This is a genomic window from Anaerospora sp., assembly GCF_032013335.1.
Classification (GTDB): domain Bacteria; phylum Bacillota; class Negativicutes; order Sporomusales; family DSM-15969; genus Anaerospora.
The window spans coordinates 54237-71747 of sequence record NZ_DALZUO010000023.1; the positions used below are offsets into that span (position 1 = coordinate 54237).

Annotated in this window: 18 protein-coding genes; 2 read left to right on the forward strand and 16 right to left on the reverse strand. The window is 44.3% G+C overall.

All coding sequences use genetic code 11. The features are described from left to right. From hemB to RTR76_RS16200, 12 genes are all read right to left on the reverse strand, one after another. The coding region (hemB, locus tag RTR76_RS16145) for a porphobilinogen synthase (RefSeq protein ID WP_312522523.1) at positions 1–944 on the reverse strand (944 nt) is incomplete at its 3' end. 2 nt (positions 945–946) lie between these two features. After that, positions 947–2467, reverse strand: a complete 1521-nt coding sequence (gene cobA / locus RTR76_RS16150; protein ID WP_312522525.1) for a uroporphyrinogen-III C-methyltransferase — start codon at positions 2465–2467, stop codon at positions 947–949. Next, positions 2467–3411, reverse strand: a complete 945-nt coding sequence (gene hemC / locus RTR76_RS16155; protein ID WP_396145321.1) for a hydroxymethylbilane synthase — start codon at positions 3409–3411, stop codon at positions 2467–2469. The genes cobA and hemC overlap by 1 nt, the downstream gene beginning before the upstream one ends. Beyond that, the gene (gene hemA / locus RTR76_RS16160) at positions 3374–4690 is read right to left on the reverse strand and encodes a glutamyl-tRNA reductase (RefSeq protein WP_312522527.1); all 1317 of its coding nucleotides are present in this window, start codon (positions 4688–4690) and stop codon (positions 3374–3376) included. Before hemA ends, hemC begins: the two co-directional genes overlap by 38 nt. Next, positions 4659–5303 carry a bifunctional precorrin-2 dehydrogenase/sirohydrochlorin ferrochelatase gene (locus tag RTR76_RS16165; protein WP_312522529.1) on the reverse strand — a complete coding sequence of 215 codons (645 nt, stop codon included), beginning with the start codon at positions 5301–5303 and terminating at the stop codon, positions 4659–4661. The genes hemA and RTR76_RS16165 overlap by 32 nt, the downstream gene beginning before the upstream one ends. 120 nt (positions 5304–5423) lie before the next feature. Beyond that, positions 5424–7250 carry a penicillin-binding protein 2 gene (gene mrdA, locus RTR76_RS16170; protein WP_312522530.1) on the reverse strand — a complete coding sequence of 609 codons (1827 nt, stop codon included), beginning with the start codon at positions 7248–7250 and terminating at the stop codon, positions 5424–5426. Positions 7251–7478: 228 nt separating this feature from the next. Next, positions 7479–8861 (reverse strand): LCP family protein, encoded by a 1383-nt coding sequence (locus RTR76_RS16175; RefSeq protein WP_312522531.1) that lies wholly within the window; start codon positions 8859–8861, stop codon positions 7479–7481. 100 nt (positions 8862–8961) lie between these two features. Further along, on the reverse strand, positions 8962–9201 hold the full coding sequence (locus tag RTR76_RS16180; RefSeq protein ID WP_312522534.1) for a copper ion binding protein: 240 nt from the start codon (positions 9199–9201) through the stop codon (positions 8962–8964). Between the two features lie 20 nt (positions 9202–9221). Further along, a complete protein-coding gene (locus RTR76_RS16185; RefSeq protein ID WP_312522536.1) occupies positions 9222–9521 on the reverse strand; it encodes an MTH1187 family thiamine-binding protein in 300 nt (99 codons plus the stop codon). 127 nt (positions 9522–9648) lie between these two features. Continuing rightward, positions 9649–10752 (reverse strand): glycosyl hydrolase family 18 protein, encoded by a 1104-nt coding sequence (locus RTR76_RS16190; RefSeq protein WP_312522537.1) that lies wholly within the window; start codon positions 10750–10752, stop codon positions 9649–9651. Between the two features lie 87 nt (positions 10753–10839). Continuing rightward, entirely contained in the window at positions 10840–11034 is a 195-nt protein-coding gene (gene tatA / locus RTR76_RS16195; protein ID WP_312522538.1) for a twin-arginine translocase TatA/TatE family subunit, read from the reverse strand. 90 nt (positions 11035–11124) lie between these two features. Continuing rightward, entirely contained in the window at positions 11125–12375 is a 1251-nt protein-coding gene (locus tag RTR76_RS16200) for a cation:dicarboxylate symporter family transporter (protein WP_312522539.1), read from the reverse strand. A gap of 371 nt (positions 12376–12746) precedes the next feature. Between RTR76_RS16200 and RTR76_RS16205 the strand changes: the two genes are divergently transcribed. Further along, positions 12747–13016: a hypothetical protein gene (locus RTR76_RS16205; protein WP_312522541.1), complete on the forward strand. Its 270-nt coding sequence runs from the start codon at positions 12747–12749 to the stop codon at positions 13014–13016. A gap of 60 nt (positions 13017–13076) precedes the next feature. Here RTR76_RS16205 and RTR76_RS16210 read toward each other — a convergent pair whose 3' ends face one another. Beyond that, on the reverse strand, positions 13077–13715 hold the full coding sequence (locus RTR76_RS16210) for a CoA pyrophosphatase (protein ID WP_312522542.1): 639 nt from the start codon (positions 13713–13715) through the stop codon (positions 13077–13079). A 15-nt stretch (positions 13716–13730) separates the two neighbouring features. Further along, on the reverse strand, positions 13731–14735 hold the full coding sequence (locus RTR76_RS16215; RefSeq protein ID WP_312522543.1) for an FAD:protein FMN transferase: 1005 nt from the start codon (positions 14733–14735) through the stop codon (positions 13731–13733). A gap of 186 nt (positions 14736–14921) precedes the next feature. On the opposite strand from RTR76_RS16215, the gene RTR76_RS16220 reads away from it, so the two are divergent. Next, on the forward strand, positions 14922–15053 hold the full coding sequence (locus RTR76_RS16220; RefSeq protein WP_312522544.1) for a hypothetical protein: 132 nt from the start codon (positions 14922–14924) through the stop codon (positions 15051–15053). A gap of 43 nt (positions 15054–15096) precedes the next feature. Here the strand turns inward: RTR76_RS16220 and pgl are convergent, their stop codons facing one another. Next, positions 15097–15825 (reverse strand): 6-phosphogluconolactonase, encoded by a 729-nt coding sequence (gene pgl / locus RTR76_RS16225; protein WP_312522559.1) that lies wholly within the window; start codon positions 15823–15825, stop codon positions 15097–15099. Further along, positions 15816–17351, reverse strand: a complete 1536-nt coding sequence (zwf, locus tag RTR76_RS16230) for a glucose-6-phosphate dehydrogenase (protein ID WP_312522560.1) — start codon at positions 17349–17351, stop codon at positions 15816–15818. Before zwf ends, pgl begins: the two co-directional genes overlap by 10 nt. Positions 17352–17511: the final 160 nt, after the last annotated feature.

A 17511-nucleotide genomic window follows, 5' to 3' on the forward strand; every position in this document is an offset into this window, starting at 1 on the left:
GCATGATACGTAATAATAATATCCGTTCCAGCACGTTTCATAGAAAGCAGTGTCTCTAAAACGGTCCTTTTTTCGTCAATCCAGCCTTTTTCTGCAGCTGCCTTAATCATGGCATACTCGCCGCTCACGTTATACGCTGCAACAGGCAATGCAAAGTTATCTTTCACCTGACGGATAATGTCCAAGTAAGCCAAAGCTGGTTTTACCATAATAATATCAGCACCTTCAGCTATATCCAGCTCCACTTCCCGCAAAGCCTCCCGGGAATTAGCCGGGTCCATCTGATAGGTTTTGCGGTCGCCAAACTGGGGAGCGGAATTGACGGCTTCCCGGAATGGGCCGTAATACGCAGAAGCATATTTGGCGGCGTAAGACATGATTGACACATGACTGAAATCATGCTGATCAAGTGCCTCCCGGATCGCCAGTACCCGCCCGTCCATCATATCCGAAGGAGCTACCATATCAGCTCCTGCTTCGGCATGACTGAGCGCTACCCGCGCCAGCAATTTTAGTGACGGGTCATTATCTACCGTTTGGTCTTTCACCAGACCGCAGTGGCCAGTACTCGTATACTGACATAAGCATACATCAGTAATCACTACCAGTTCCGGCAATTCTGCCTTAATTAACTGCACTGCCTTCTGAACTGGACTTGACATATCCCAGGCACTCGACCCTTGCTCATCCTTATATTCGGGCAGTCCGAAGACTTCAACTGCCGGTATGCCTAAAGCATAGACCTCTGCCGCCATACTCACCGCCATATCAGGCGATAAGTGATAGTTGCCGGGCAAAGTGGGAATTTCCTTTTTTACCTTTTGTCCTGGAACAATAAACAGGGGATATACAAAATCAGCAGCAGAAAGCTGAGTTTCACGAACCATAGTTCGTATGCCTGCTGATGAACGCAGGCGCCGGGGACGGATAAAAGGATTCGCCATGACTATCCCTCCTGAATGCTTTCGCTAATCGCTTTTACCAAGCCGCGAATGGTGTATTCATCTGCAATGATATCCGGCTTAATGCCATGCTCTACGCAGGTAGCAGCCGTAATAGGTCCGATGCAGGCAACTTTAGCTCTCCCAACAAGCTCAGCTCCTTGAGGGCCAAGCAGCTCAAGCAAATTGGTCACAGTTGAGGAACTGGTAAAAGTAATGAGGCTAATCTCGTCTGCTGCCAGCTTTTCTGCTAAAGCAGTACCATCTGTATCGGCTACGACAGTTCTATAAGCAGGTACAACCGTTACCTCAGCACCTAATTCTGCCAGTTTTACCGGCAAGACATCCCTGGCTATTAGTGCACGTGGAATTAAAACCTTCACACCCGGCTGAATTAGCGGAGTAAGCGAATCAACAATTCCTTCTGCTCTAAACTCAAGCGGGACAATATCTGCATAAATACCGAACTTTTGCAATTGCTCTGCTGTTTGTGTCCCAATAGCGGCAATTTTAACTCCCGCCAGCATGCGGCTGTCTTTTTTAGCCTGATGCAAACGCTCAAAGAAATAATCTACTCCGTTGGTACTGGTAAATATCAGCCATTGATAGCTTGTTAGCTCTTGTATTGCCTGATCCAGTTGTGCAAAGCTTTCTGGCGGAACGATTTGAATCGCTGGCGCCTCTAGGCATTGGGCACCGAGTTCTTCCAGTTTTGCAGTAAGCGCGCTTGCTTGCTCTCTTGCGCGGGTAACCAATACAGGTTTGCCAAAAAGCGGTTTTGTGTCAAACCACGCCAACTTTTCCCGTAAGTTTACCACATCACCAACCAGGAAAATGGCTGGTGGTTTAATTCCGGCTTTTGCAACATCGTCAGCCGCACTACCGACTGTAGTAATCAGAACTTTCTGCTCGGGCTTAGTGCCCCATCGAATAACGGCGGCCGGAGTCTCAGCCGGACGACCGTTTTCAATTAATTTGGCAGTAATATGGGGTAAGTTTTCAACCCCCATCAGAAATACTAATGTATCGACACCGGTAGCCAGCTTGTCCCAGCGCATATTGGATTCACCTTTAGTCGGATCCTCATGGCCTGTAATAACAGCAAAAGAGGTTGCTACCGCCCGGTGGGTAACCGGAATGCCCGCATAGGCCGGTACCGCTATGGCAGAAGTAATCCCTGGAACAACTTCAAAAGGCAGATCATTTGCGACCAGTTCGAGTGCTTCTTCACCGCCGCGGCCGAATACAAAAGGATCACCGCCCTTTAAGCGCACCACAACCTTACCCTCTTTGGCTTTTTCTACTAGCAATTGATTAATATCTTCCTGCCGCATAGTATGCTGACTGGATGCTTTACCTACATAGACAAGTTCCACATCTTTTCTGGCCCATGCCAGCAGTCTGCTGTCCGCCAAACGATCATATACAATGGTATCGGCCTGCTCGATATATTCTTTTGCTTTTACGCTGATTAATTTATAATCACCAGGTCCTGCACCCACGAGATATACAATACCTTGTTTCACTATTTTTTCTCCCCCTGTTCACTACTGACTAGCTCTGCTAGAATTTCCCTGCCCCCTTGTACATACATACGTTGAGCAAGGCGTCGTCCCATATCATCGGCACCTGCCGGGCCGCTGCAGAGAGTATCGCGTATAACCAACTTACCGTCAAGTGACAGAATTGCCGCTTCTAAATACAACTCATTATTCTCGATGTAGCCATAGACGCCCATTGGTACTTGGCAGCCGCCTTCAAGTTCATTGAGAAAGCTTCTTTCAGCAGTTACTGCACAGTTTGTATCTTCGTCGTTAAGGAAATTGAGCATTTGCAAAACTTCTTTGTCATTTGCCCGAGCTTCAATAGCCAATGCTCCCTGCCCTACAGCAGGCAAAGAAATCTCTTTCGGCAGTATCTGCGTAATAAGGTCTTCCCAGCCCAGCCTTCTTAAGCCAGCTGCAGCCAGCACAATAGCATCTAGCTGCTCTGTTTCAAGCTTTTTTAAGCGGGTATCAAGGTTGCCCCGTAAATCACTGATCTTCAGATCGGGCCGTGCTTTGAGCAGCTGCGCTTTCCGTCTGAGGCTGGAAGTACCCACTTTAGCGCCCAGCGGCAGACAGTCCAGCGTCTTGTATTCAGGGCTAATAAGAGCATCCCATGGAGTTTCCCGTTCAGTTATAGCCGCTAGTATCAATCCTGGAGGAAGCTCAGTAGGCATATCCTTTAGACTATGAACTGCAAGATCAATTTCTCCATTCAGCATGGCAGTCTCCAGTTCTTGAGTAAACAAGCCTTTTCCGCCAATTTTAGCCAGGGGAACATCTAGTATCTTATCCCCCTTTGTAACCATATGCTGAAGTGTTACCTCCAGCTCAGGATAACGTTCAGTCAGACAATGAGCTATATAATTGGCCTGCCACAGCGCTAGTTTACTGCTGCGCGTACCGATGACGATTTTTTGTCTCACGATTTTCTTCCTCTCCCAGCTGATCAAGTTTAAATAATTTTCGTACTGCCTCCAAGTAAAGATCTTCTTTATCTGTTCCAGCTGCTTCATTAATCCGGATCATCGGATCGCGCAGCAACTTCCGGACAAGCATTCTTGACATATTCTCAAATACTTTTCGTTCTTCTGGACTGCAATCTGGTAATTTTGCTAAGGCGCGCTTAATCTCCCGCTGCCGAATCCGTTCGGCTTTTTCTGTCAGCAGCGCCAGCGTCGGCCGAAACGACAAATAGCGAAATTTACTTACCAGTTCAGTCAGACTTTCCTCAATAATCTTCTCAGCTACCCTTGCTTCCGCTTCACGGATGCGTAAATTAGACTCTACAACCGCTTCCAGAGCATCTATATTATAGAGGGTAACACCCGAAATTGCCGCCACTTCCGGTTCAACATCACGCGGTACAGCAATATCAATAAAGATAATTGGACGCCCTTTACGCTTTGGTATTAGATGAGCAACATCCCAGGCGCTGACAATATAGTGAGGCGCTCCGGTAGAAGTAATGACAATATCAGCATGAATCGCACATTTCATAAAATCGCCAAAAGGTACAGCAATCCCCTTAAACCGGTCTGCCAGCTGCTGCGCCCTCTCATAACTGCGGTTAGAAACAAAAACTGTCCGCACACCGTTATCCACTAGGTGCCGGGCTGTTAATTCACTCATTTCCCCTGCTCCGAGAATGAGCACGTTTGACTTAGTTAAATCCCCTAATACCCGTTTGGCTAATTCAACTGCTGCATAACTGATGGAAACAGCATTATAGGCAATTCGAGTCTCAGTCCGTACTTTTTTACCTACCGCAATAGCCCGGTTAAATAAGGTGTTAAGCACAGTACTGGTACTGCCCAAATACCGCGCCATTGTATAAGCCTTTTTCACCTGGCTGAGTATCTGTCCTTCCCCTACAACTAAGGAGTCAAGACTGGAAGCAACCCGGAACAAATGGCGAATACATGCCTCTTCGGTATAATAGAAAATAAAATCTTCACATTCAATGTCCCTGCCGGAAACAGAAACAAACAGCTCTTGCATAACCGGCAAGGCATCGGCAGCGTCATCTACCACAGCATACATTTCACTGCGGTTGCAGGTAGATAAAATCACACACTCGCTGATTTCCTCATACTCATGCAGACGCAGCAGTGCCTGCTTGATTTTTTCTTCTGAGAAAGCATAACATTCACGCACCTCAACAGGCGCAGTCTTATGGTTTAGCCCCAGTACAACCAATTGCATACTTGATTTTCTCCTCCGCATCCTTCAACTTGCCTTGTCGCAAAAGAGATAGAACCTCGTCATCTATCGTTTGCTGCCAAAAGCATTCCCGCTCTTTGCTGGTTTTTAGGGAGTGTTTCATTTGCTCTCTAATAGTACCAATCCACTCCAGATAAGTCCCGTATTCCGGGCCGTAGAGAGCCTCAAGCTCTAGTCGCAGCTTTTTCGCTAAAGCCGGACTCTTGCCGCCGGTTGATACAGTAATAAGTAAATCGCCTCTTCTGATTTTAGAGGGAACTGTAAAATCACATAATCCCGGCGCATCCACAACATTAACCAGAGCCCCTTTGCCTCGGGCCTCCTGTGCTGCCGCCTCATTAACAGACTTATCGTCAGTGGCGCAAATAACCATAAAAAAAGAGCCTATGACGCCTGGCTGATATGGCTGGGCGATATGGATTATTTTTTTATCGCTTGCAAGTTGTGCCAACGCAGGTGCCAATGAAGGACTGATCACAGTTACACATGCACCAGCTTCAACAAGGTCCTCCACTTTGCGGGCAGCTATCGTCCCACCGCCAACACATGCGCATTGGCGATCGTTTACATCAAGATTAATGGAATAGACCGGCATTAAGCACCTCACAAACACGAATTGGGCGAAAAAAGGCGCCCAACTTTAACAACTATCTGTATATATTTCTTGGAGAAAGAGTGATTTCCTTTTTTTCAATTTCTTAAATCTATTCTGGCCTTAATCGCTATGCCCGGGAGTTGGAGTTGTTACATTCTGTTTTGGAGTAATATTAAAATAGGCTTCTAGAATCTTTCTCGTAACGGGTGCAGCAGCCACCGAGCCTTCACCGCCTTCTTCCACCAATACAGCAACTGCAATCTGGGGGTCATCCGCTGGAGCATAACACGCAAACCATGAGTGTGTAGTTTTACGTCCAGTTTCAGCTGACCCTGATTTTCCTGCTACCTTAATATTTAGATCGGCAAATACACTCTTTCCAGTGCCCCGTGTTGTTACTGCAACCAGTCCCTGCCGAATAATATCCCATACATCAGGCCTTAAGTAAATGGTATGCAGTACTTCAGACTGTTTTTGCTCAAGCAGCTCCCCATCTGCCGTCAAAAGCTTATCAACCAGCTTCGGTTTATATACAATGCCGCCATTTGCCACGGCCATTAAGAGCATCGCCTGCTGGATAGGCGTAGCATTGTAATAGCCTTGACCAATCGCAGCAATTAAGGTCTCGCCAGGATACCATTGCTCCTTATACAGTTCCTCTTTCCAGGCTTCTGTGGGGACCACTCCTGCTTCTTCGCCGGATAATTCAATACCGGTAAGCTTACCGAAACCAAAAGTCAATGCATAGGATGCCAAATTATCTGCTCCAAGCCTGCGACCCAGTTCATAGAATACCGGATCACTGGAAAACGCTAAAGCATCCGCTACATTCAGCTTGCCAAGGCCCTTGGTTTCCCAACCGTAAAAACTCCAGCCTTGCAAAACATAAACGCCCTTGTCGACAAAAACTTCCTGTCCCGTTGTTAATCCTGATTCCAAAGCAGCGGCCGCTGTGACAATTTTAAATACCGATCCGGGAGGATAGGCGTTTTGTATTGCTCTATTCGATAAAGGGTCATTTTTATTATTAAGTATTGCGGACCAGTCTTTTTGACTGACTCCGCCAATAAAGACATTCGGGTCAAACGCAGGATTGCTGACTAATGCCAAAATTCCGCCTGTCCGGACATCCATTACAACAACAGCGCCCCCTTTTGCCGGCTCACCAATACTCTTACTTATTTCTATTTGATTAGCCAAAGCTGCTTCGGCTGCTTTTTGCAAATTAGCATCAAGGGTTAGTACAATTCCTTTGCCGGGAAGTGCAGCCTTTTCACCCACTACACCAACCTCTTCTCCCATCGCATTCACCTCCACCTGCAACCCACCGTCAATGCCGCGCAATTGCGCTTCCCATAATCGTTCAATTCCCGACTTGCCGACCAAATCATTTGGATTATAGCCTTGCTTTTTTCGGACAGCATATTCATCTTCACTAATTCTACCCAAATAACCAAGCGTATGGGCCGCTAGCTGATTATAGACATAATGACGTACCGGCAGAGCCTCGACAATAACACCCGGCAAATAACTTTTTCGTTCCTGAACTTTTGCTATTACAGCTTCATCAGCATCACGTATGACCCTGATAGGAGAGTAAGGGAACTCCTGCCCAGCCTGCAGCATCTGTTCAATTTCATTTACAGCTATCCCCGTAAGAGCGGAAAGCAATGGTGTAGATACTTCTGGATACGTATAATCGGCAAGTATGATAGATATGGCAAAGCTTGGCCGGTTAGCAACGATTGGAGCACCATTACGATCGTATATTGTTCCTCTTGGTGCCTGGGCACTAATCTGGCGAATCCGGTTCTGATCTGCTACCTGCTTATATTGAGCGCCTTGCAGAATTTGCATCCAGGCCAGACGCAGCAAGAGTCCGCCAATAACGGCAATAACGATAACCGCCAGTATTTGAAAGCGCTTCATTTGCTCTGTATACCACATGTGGCCAGCTCCTTGCACTATTTGTCAAATCTAGTATGGCTAAAAGAGGCAAAACAAAACCAGACCGCTTACAAGGAGTATGCGGTCTGGTTGAAAGCAAAAAAAATAGCCCTTTTATACAAGGGCTAAATGAGGGGTGTATTAATAACGTGTGTGAAAATTATAACATATTCATTAACCGTCACGCAAGCAGCTTTTCGTCGATTTTAGGAAGAATATACCACTCTTCTATTTATCTACATAGTCTTTGCCAATGACAATGGATACTGTACCAGCTCTACTGTCATCTTTTGTTACCTGCAAGGCATAGCGAAAGGGAAGACTGGTTAATTTCCCTACTACCGCACTATTCGTACTATACGAAATAACAACCGTATTCTTATTGACTGCGGAAGACGAGCTGATCCCAGCAACTTCAAAGCCTTTGCTTCTCATCGTTGCTGCTATTTTCTCACCCGCTTCAGACGAACCGCTGGCATTTACAATTTCAACTTTAATTTTTTCATCAGTTGCAGCCGTTTTTTCGGTTTTTGCAGGTGCAGGAGGTTTGTCAATTTCTTTAGGCACTGCCGGAGCAGCAGGTTCCTTGACCGGTACACTAGGCTTAGCTACCTCAATTACCTTCATTTCTTTAGGAATAGAACTGTCATATTCAGCTTGCAGCTTACGTGCTGTGCTGACAAACTTATCATCCATTTTAATGCTTTGCAGCTGTGCCATATGTTCCCGCAGGCCTACAATATCAGGAAGCCAGTAGCTGATATCAGCAATATACGCTGGTTTTCCCGGAACAGTATCCGTTTTAATCCCTTGTTTGGCTGCATCATTCACTAGCTTAGCTAGGCTCAGCATATCTGCGGTAGATAAATCGGTCTTAAGTACCGCATCTACCTCTCTGATTATATTCGGAATCCGGGTGATAACTGAAGGGCTGGCCAATTGTTTAAACATCGCCTTAATAAACTTTTGCTGTCTTTCAATACGGCCTATATCACCCTCACTATCCCGATAGCGAACATACTGAATAGCTGTTTTACCGTTCATATGCTGCATGCCCGGCTGAATATCAATGACCAGTTCATCATAAGGATCTTCATAATACATCCGCTTCTCAACATCGACATCAACACCGCCGACAGCATCGACTATTTTATAAAAACCTGCAAAATCGATTGTCACATAATAATCAATAGGAATCCCAAGCAAATTTTCCACTGCTTTTTGGCTAAGCTGCGATCCACCATTAGCATAAGCATGGTTAATCTTATCCCATCCATGACCAGGAATTTTAACACGGGTATCGCGTGGTACTGATAAAAGCGAAACCGATTTAGTAGCTTCATCAATAGTTGCAACAAACATAGTATCTGACCGTCCTTGGTCACCGCTCCGTTCGTCAACTCCCAGAACCAGAATATTTACCTTATGCTGACCCACTGCGAATTCAGCCGTTCTTTTAGTCTTATTTAACCCTATACCACCCGAAAAAAATAAATACGACGCTCCTGCCACAACTATTAACAATAAAATTAATAACGCAGCAATCCACCCTTTTTGCGGCGGATGTTCCTTGGTTCTTTCGGCACGCCGCCTCTCCAGCCGGGATGTCATAAAGAGCACCCTCTTTCTATTGGAATAAAACAACAAGCCCCCAATATACTGGGAGCCTGTCAAATATTATACCAAATTGTCGACTATACAGTCAATCTCTTTAGGGAACATCAAATCCGACATCTTCAACAGCTTGCTTAATTTCTTTCAGCGAAGATTTATGATGATCGAATTCCACCTTCAGTGTTTTATTTTCCAAATCAACTTCTGCAGCCAATACCCCTGGCAGCCCGCGAACAGCTTTTTCAACCGCACTCTTGCAGTGGCCGCAAGTCATTCCTTCTACCGTAATTGTCTCTTTGTCCAATCCTGCACTAGAGCAGTTACAATCTTTGCACATGGTTATCCCTCCATTAGTCTTTATAATTTACCCATAACAGATTGAAGCTTGCCTTCCATAGTTATTGGCTTATCTCGCCGGTCATCAATGCGAATTGTTGTAGATACCCGCAAGGCTCCGGCAGAAAAAGGAACTTCATGCAGCTGTTTTATGATCTCAATTATTCTTTCTAAATTGCCCTCAATAATAGTAGACATCGGTGTCAACTGATACTCAATACCGTCTGCACCTGCAAGCACCTTATGACAAGCAGCTACATAACTGCTAATACTGGGAGAACTCGTTCCCAGAGGAACAATGGTAACTTCTACAATTGCCATTTTTTCTCCTCCTACCGTATAACCTTATAGACTACTTACTGCTTATATTCGTTTACGACTAAATAAAACCTCCTGTAAACAACAAATAAGTGGCGGAAAACCCGCCACTTATTACTATATTTTCCTGTTATTTAGGGAATTTCTGATCGATAACCGGCCAAACTTCCGGCTGTTCCTGTCCAAGGCGCCAGATAGCAATCCCTGCAGGATTATACTTAGCAACAATATTTAGTTTGGCATCTGTGCTTTTCGTGTTTTCAAACCAGACTTCATGATTTTTGTAGCTAAAGTGAGGCGCCTGCTCTTTTTCATCGTACTCTATTTTGACGCCCTGTTTTTCTGCCAGTACAATGGCATCAACATACTTTACTGTCTCACCCTGTCCTTCTTTAGGCCAATCGTAGCCATATGCACTCACACCGGCAATCACTTTTTGCGGTCCTACTTGGTCAATTGCATATTGAAGATTCTTTTCATACCATTCTATTGGTGCAATGGCACCGGGAGGTGAGGTTGCCCAATGACGGTCATACAGCATAATCTGCAGGAAATCAGCATTTTTTGCCAATTCTGCGTAATTGTATGCTCCCTGGACATCTTCATGCACATCTACTTTGGGAAATACCGAAATAATAACGGTCTTATTTAATCCCTTCAATTTTGGGTATAGTTCTGCCATAAATGCCGTCAAATCTTTTTCATTCTTAGGAGGAACAAGTTCAAAGTCAATATTTACGCCATCATAAGGCTTTTCTTTGACAATTTTAACAATATTATCAATTGTCTTTGTTCGTATATCGGGCTTTGTCAGAATAGATTCTAACGCGCCCGTCTTATACGTTATTAAAGGGAAAATCTTTAACCCCAATTGAGTTGCTGTATCCAGTACAAGCTGGCTGTCCTTTGTTTCCAGAGTCCCTTCTTTTGTGGCACGATACCAAAATGGAGCTACATGAGTCATGCTTTTAGCAAAACTCTTCATACTGGGAAAAGATCCGGTTGTATCCGGCGTTCCAGGCCATGGATTCTCATAATAGCCAATAATCATTCGTGCAGGCATTGGTTTTGATTGATGCTCATCAGCCATGCCGGATCCACCCTGGGAATTACCCATTTGTTTAGGAGCCGGTTTCTGAGTTTTGCCGCAGCCACCGATGAAAGCAAATGATGCCACAACAAAAACCAGCAAAAGCAATAATGTAGCTACTTTGCTATTGCGCAATATTGTCACCCTCCAATAACAGTTTCTGTTAGTATTGGCGAGGAAACAATTATTATGCTCAAAAAGAAAAAACAGGCCAAGATGGCCTGATATACGTTACAGCTTGCTTTCCTTTGCGGGAGATGACTCTTTTGCTTCTTTTTCTTCCTTAGTTTCTGCGTTCATCGCGCCTTTAAATTCACTAATACCACGGCCTATGGCTTTGCCTACTTCAGGCAGTTTGCCAGGTCCGAATACGACTAAGGCAATTACCAGAATCAATACCAGTTCAGACATGCCTAAATTGAACACGTTTAATCACTCCCTCCTAGTATCATTAGTATTGTACCATAAAAAAATACAAGCGGGATAGTAATTCCCGCTTGTTAATAAAATTTAATATTAATCTTCGTAGCTTTGCGCGTAAGCAACTTTCAATACGTCATCAGGCATTTCTTTTTCCCAACGGGCAACAACAACAGTTGCTACGCAGTTACCAATCAGGTTACAGGCTGTACGAGCCATATCCAAGATACGGTCCACACCAAGAATAATGCCGATACCTTCCAGAGGCAGGCCGAAAGAGGCGGCAGTACCAGCGATAACGATTAAAGACGCTCCTGGAACTGCGGCAATACCTTTCGTAGACAGCATCAAGGTAAACAGCATCATAATCTGTTGAGACAGATCAAAAGGAACACCGTACACTTGTGCAATAAATACGACAGCTAATGCACTGTATAGAGTAGAGCCATCCAGATTAAAGGTGTAACCGGTAGGCATTACAAAGGTAACAATATGCTTAGGAACACCAAACTTTTCCAGTTTTTCCATTGCAATCGGCAGAGCTGCTTCACTCGATGCAGTTGAGAAGGCAATTAGAATTGGTTCCTTTAGTGCCCGGAGTAAGTGGAAGAAGTTGACGCCAACGACCACAGAGGCACCTACTAATACTACAAGCACAAAAATAATCAACGCCAAGTATAGCGATACAATCAGCTTAGCAAGCGGAATGAGCATTGCCAGACCAAATTTTCCTACAGTAAAAGAAATCAGGGCAAATACGCCAATCGGAGCGAGCTTCATTACATACCAGGTAAACTTGAACATAATTTCTGCAACACTGTGGGCCAGTTTAACAACAGGTTCTCCGGAGGGTCCCATGGCCGCTGCAGCAACACCAAAAAAGGTAGAGAAGAATACGATTTGCAGCATATCGCCGCGTCCCATAGCATCAATGACGTTGGTAGGAACGATATTAACCACCATTTGCATCATATCAATAGACTTCTTAGCAGCAGCAGCAGCGCTTGAAGCATCTATTGTACTGATAGCCACACCTACACCCGGTTTCAAGACATTAACTACACAAAGGCCAACAATAAGGGCCATGGTAGTTGCAATTTCAAACCAAATAATAGCTTTTGCACCCAAACGTCCTAACTTCTTAAAATCTCCTGTGCCGGCAATCCCCATTACAAGAGAGCTAAAAATAAGCGGTACAACAATCATTTTAATCATACGAATAAACATGTCGCCGACCGGCTTGAGTTGTTCGCCATAACTAGGGAAAACATAACCGAAAATGATACCGAGGATGAGTCCGATAAAAATTTGGGTAGTAAGTCCTATTCCTTTTTTAGCTTGTGCCATAGATTTACCTCCTTTAGTTTTCACGACTACTGTTACAAAGTTTACATAACAATAGGTATTTGTCCCATGGACATTATACCAGTTATGTATAAAAAAAGTCTATACATAAAATTCAAAAAACTATGTATACAAAATACGCAGTTAGTACAATCTAGTGATAGACCAGACAACCCTAGTATTTATCTGCCTAAATCTCTTATCAGTGATAATTGTCAGAAATTTGAGATTTAGTTACTTTGAGAAACTGGCACTAGTGTTTTTCGTCTCTAAGCCTTCTTTTTAAGTGAATTTCGACAAAGCCTGACGGCTTGTCTAATGTTATAATAGAAATAGCCAATTAAATATAGCATACCTATAGGGAGAGTGTATTCATGAGAAACACGAGTGAGTTCAGTCCCAAACCACCCCTTGATGGTTTCGCCGTACAAACACTTGAAGAAGCGCTCAGCAAATCTCCCACTAAGTCTGTTGTTATTGTTATAAATAACACTCGTTACCAGTTATCACGCGAAGGACATTGGTTTAAATTCTCATTATTGAACAAAAAGCGTACTGTTAAACGTTCTACTATTGTAGAAACAATCGCGGAAGTTTACAATCAATTCATGCATGGAAGTGCTTGGCAAATAGCCACCGTATAGAAAAAGCAGATTGCTGCATCTTGACCTCTACGAGGTATGACGCGGCATCTGCTTTTTATTTTACATCCCTTTTACCTGCCTGCAGAACGCGAGGAAGCTATATAAGACACGGGCTGTCAGGCCCCAAATAACGTATTTCTGATATTGATAAAATAGCACAGGATATGTTTTTCGACCTTTCCAATTCTCGGGATAGTCCTCCGGCAGCAAATGCAGCGGAAATCCCTCTAATGGTCTGGTGGCAATCTCCATATGAGCTTCCTGAGGCTCTGTATTTAGTAGCCAGTCGAGCGGCACAGTAAATACCTCAGCCACTTCTGCATCACTAGGGCGAAGTGAAACTCCTTCCTGAAGATACGCTGCAAAAGGATGAAGAATCACACCAAAGGGAGCTACCACATAATTAAGCGCTCCGATAAACTGTATCTGGTTTTTAGATATCCCTAATTCTTCTGTTGTTTCCCGTATTGCTGCAGCCAAAGCGGTCTCATCTTGCGGCTCAATTCGACCACCGGGAAAACAAATCTCCCCAGGCTGCCGATTCAGCATAGCCGATCTTACTTCAAACAATACATGCAGTCTGCCCTCCTGCCTTATTAACGGTACTAAAACGGCAGAGTTTAAATATTCGCTTTCGTTCTCAATTGCTACTAAACGTCCCTGTAAAACGTCCGCTAACCGGTCGCAGAAATTTTCCACACGTAACTCCTCCATTTATTCTACCTTTCCTGCTAAGCCAGGAGATGTTATCACTTTTCCATCAAGTGTCACAAAAATAGCCTCAACACCGGGAAACTCTTTTAACATAACCAGACTTCGTTCCACACCAAGAACGAATAAAGCCGTACTGAAAATATCTCCTTGGCTTGCATTATTCATAATCATGGTTACAGCAGCCATATCTCTTGGCTGCTTTCCTGTACGGGGATCAAAAATATGGGCATAGCGCACATTGTCTTTCATTATAAAACGCTGATAATCACCTGAAGTTTCCATGGTATCCCAGCCGGCAAGCTCTACTTTCGCAATAACCCCATCTGGTTTGCGAGGGTCTTGAACACCGATACGCCACGGCTTGCCATCAGGCCTGCTCCCTATGACGCGTACCGTTCCACCTGCATTGACTAAAGCAGATTTCACTCCGGCTGCCTGCAGTTTAGCAATCGCCTTATCAACAGCATAGCCTTTCGCAATTCCGCCTAAATCCAGCTTCATCCCCTTCTTAGGCAGAAAAAGCGTATGATTAACTTTATCTATCTCTATAAGCTTATAGTTGACTAGTGGCAATACGTTAGCAAGTTCAAGGTCAGACGGTATATATTCCCCTTTCTTGCCTATTCCCCACAATTCCACCAGAGGACCGACGCTAACGTCAAAAGTTCCCTCCAATTTCTCGGCAAGTTGGCAAGACTCTTCCACCATAGCAAAAATATCCGCATCCACTGCCACTTTGCTGCTACCTGCGGCCTGATTTACTTTTGATATCTGACTATTAGGATCATACTGATCAGCAAGTGCATACATGCGCTCAAATTCGCTGAAAGCCTCTTTTACACCCTTTTCTGCCTGTGGCCCATAAGCAGTGACCTCAATCAGCGTATCCATTAAAAAACGGCTTTCTTTATAAGGCTTATCAGCAGAAGTCTGGCTACAACCGCTTGAAACTAAACTTAGCATCGCCATAAATAGTATTGCTGCCTGTCTTATACGTTTTTTCATAGCATTTCCTCCGATAGTATGTAGTACTAATTCGTCTGGCATTTTTAAAAACCTGCCACTTATAGACAATAATAGAAGGATAGCCGTTATCAGTTAGACGCCAAATGTAATAAATGCTAAAAATAATGAGCAGTTAGTACGGGTAAACTAAACCATATCCAAATTTAATACGAAAGGAGATTGATTATGGGATTAAAAGATGTAAGTGTGGCTAATTTGAGCACTGATCAAATCCAGGCACTCAAAAAATATGAACAAGAATTTACCTCTAAGTTTGGAAATAATGTTATCTTCATTGCTTTAAATGATAAAAACTAGTTTTCATAAAAGAAGCGCTATCCTAACGGATAAGCGCTTTTTTTTATATATCATGTTTGAAATAAGCCGCTTCATCGATCATCCATAGTGTCTTTTGACGACCGCTGATCATTGCCGCAGGATAGTGCATGTTTGCTTGCTTCCGGTCTTCCATTACTTTTTGAAGTATTTCCTTTTTTTCCCCACCTGTTACCAAAAACAAAATTTCTTTGCTTTCGTTTAGTAGCGGAAATGTAAGTGTTACTCTTTTTTGGCCCGATGGACTCTCTGTAGATACTACCCAGCGCCGGTCTTCCTTTACGGCATCTCTGCCAGGGAAAAGCGATGCCGTATGTCCATCATTTCCCATCCCTAACAGGGTGAGGTCAAATTGCTTCGTTCCTAAAGCAGTAAAAACACGGCGTATTGTTTTTTCATATAAGATTGCAGCATTACCAGCATTAATGAGCGTTGTAGGCATGGGATAAATTTGATCAGCTAGATTTCCCAGCTTACTAAATAATTCAAGCCACGCAGTTCCATAATTGCTGTCCGGATGAGCAGGTGGCACAAAACGCTCATCCCCCCAAAAAATATATGTCTGCTGCCAGGGTATCTGATCGCAATACGGTTGCTCTGCCATGCGCTGATAAAGCAACTTAGGAGTCCTCCCGCCTGCCAATACCAGCGTAAAGTAGCCTTTTTTACGAACTGCGCTTTGTGCAGCGGAGCAAATGTATTCAGCGGCAGCCTCAGTCACCGCCTCCATATCTTTATATACTTTTACCTCCATTTGTGTCCAGCCTGCGCTAACAATTGGTCTGCCTCAATGGGTCCCCAGCTACCAGTCTCATAGGCCCGTAGAGCGTTAATTTCAGGCTTTTGGGCCCAAAGATCCAATACCGGCATAAATACCTCCCAGGCCAACTCAACGGCGTCATTACGGACAAATAGCGTTTGATCGCCTGTCATGCAGTCAAGAAGTAAGCGCTCATACGCATTAGGCGTCAAGCCTCCGAAAATATCCTTATAGGAGAAGTTGAGGCTTAAGGCATTCATACAGAGTTTCGGTCCTGGCGTCTTAGCTTCCAACGTAAGACCAATACCTTCTTCCGGCTGAATTTTGAGCACTAGAACATTAGGCGCAAGCTGGTCAGGCTGGACAGGCGCAAAAATGGAATGTGGTACTGGCTTAAAGGTAATCGCAATTTCACTAACCTTATTTTTTAAGCGTTTACCTGACCGCAGATAAAAAGGGACTCCCTGCCAGCGCCAATTATCAATCATCATTTTCATCGCGACGAAGGTTTCAACAGATGACTCTGTATCCACGCCTGCCTCCTCCCGGTAAGAGAGGCTTTCAGGAACCTCGCTCGAAGCCTTATATTGACCCCTCACTAGCCATTTATCAAGTTCATCTATAGGGAAAGGCCGGATTGCCCTAATCAATTTAACAATTTCATCGCGATAACGGTTAGCCTCAAATAGTGCTGGTGGTTCCATTGCCGTCAGAGCCAGCATTTGAATCATATGGTTCTGAAACATATCACGCAAAGCGCCTGCCTGCTCGTAATAGCCTGCCCTGTTCTCCACTCCTAAAGTTTCTGCAACAGTAATTTGCACATGATCAACATACTTACGATTCCACAGGGGTTCAAAGATTGCGTTTGCAAAACGGAGAATTAGAATATTTTGCACCGTTTCTTTGCCTAAGTAATGATCAATGCGATAAATCTGGCTTTCAGCCACATGCTGCTTAAGCGCTTTATCAATAGAAAGGCTGCTCGCAAGATCATGGCCAAATGGCTTTTCAATAACAACACGGGACCAGGAGCCTCTGCGTTCATCTGTCAGTCTGGCATTACTGAGTCCCTCCGTAATAGGTATAAATAAGCTAGGCGGAGTTGCGAAATAAAAAAGACAATTACCGCCGGTATGAAATTGTTCTTCCAGCTGAGTTAAAACAACAGCCAATTCATCATATAGTTGTTGATCATTATAGCTGCCTGCCAAGTATGTACAATGCCTGACAAACTCATCAGTGTCATCTGCACTGGCATCATCAAAGTCAGTCAGATCTTCACGTATCATCTTAGCAAATTCCTGCTCACTGATCGCACTTCTGGCGCAGCCCAAGATGGCAAATTGCTCAGGCAGCATCTTCTTTACATACATACCAAAAAGTGCAGGTATCAGTTTTCGGTGTGTTAAATCACCGGATGCACCAAAAATGACAATCGTGCATGGGTCCGGCTTATTCTCTATGCACAATTGCTCGCGAACATCAGTATGTAAGGCCAAACTCCGGCTTGTTGTCATTCTCATCCCTCACTTTTTTCGTCTACTATTAATATGCCCATTGCTGCCAAGAGGCCTATAGGGAAAATTATACAACTTTTTTACTGGTAAAGCAAAAAAGCACTCACATTCGTAAGTGCTTTTTTCAATCAGCGACTCCCTATCCTCCCAGGCCGTTTCC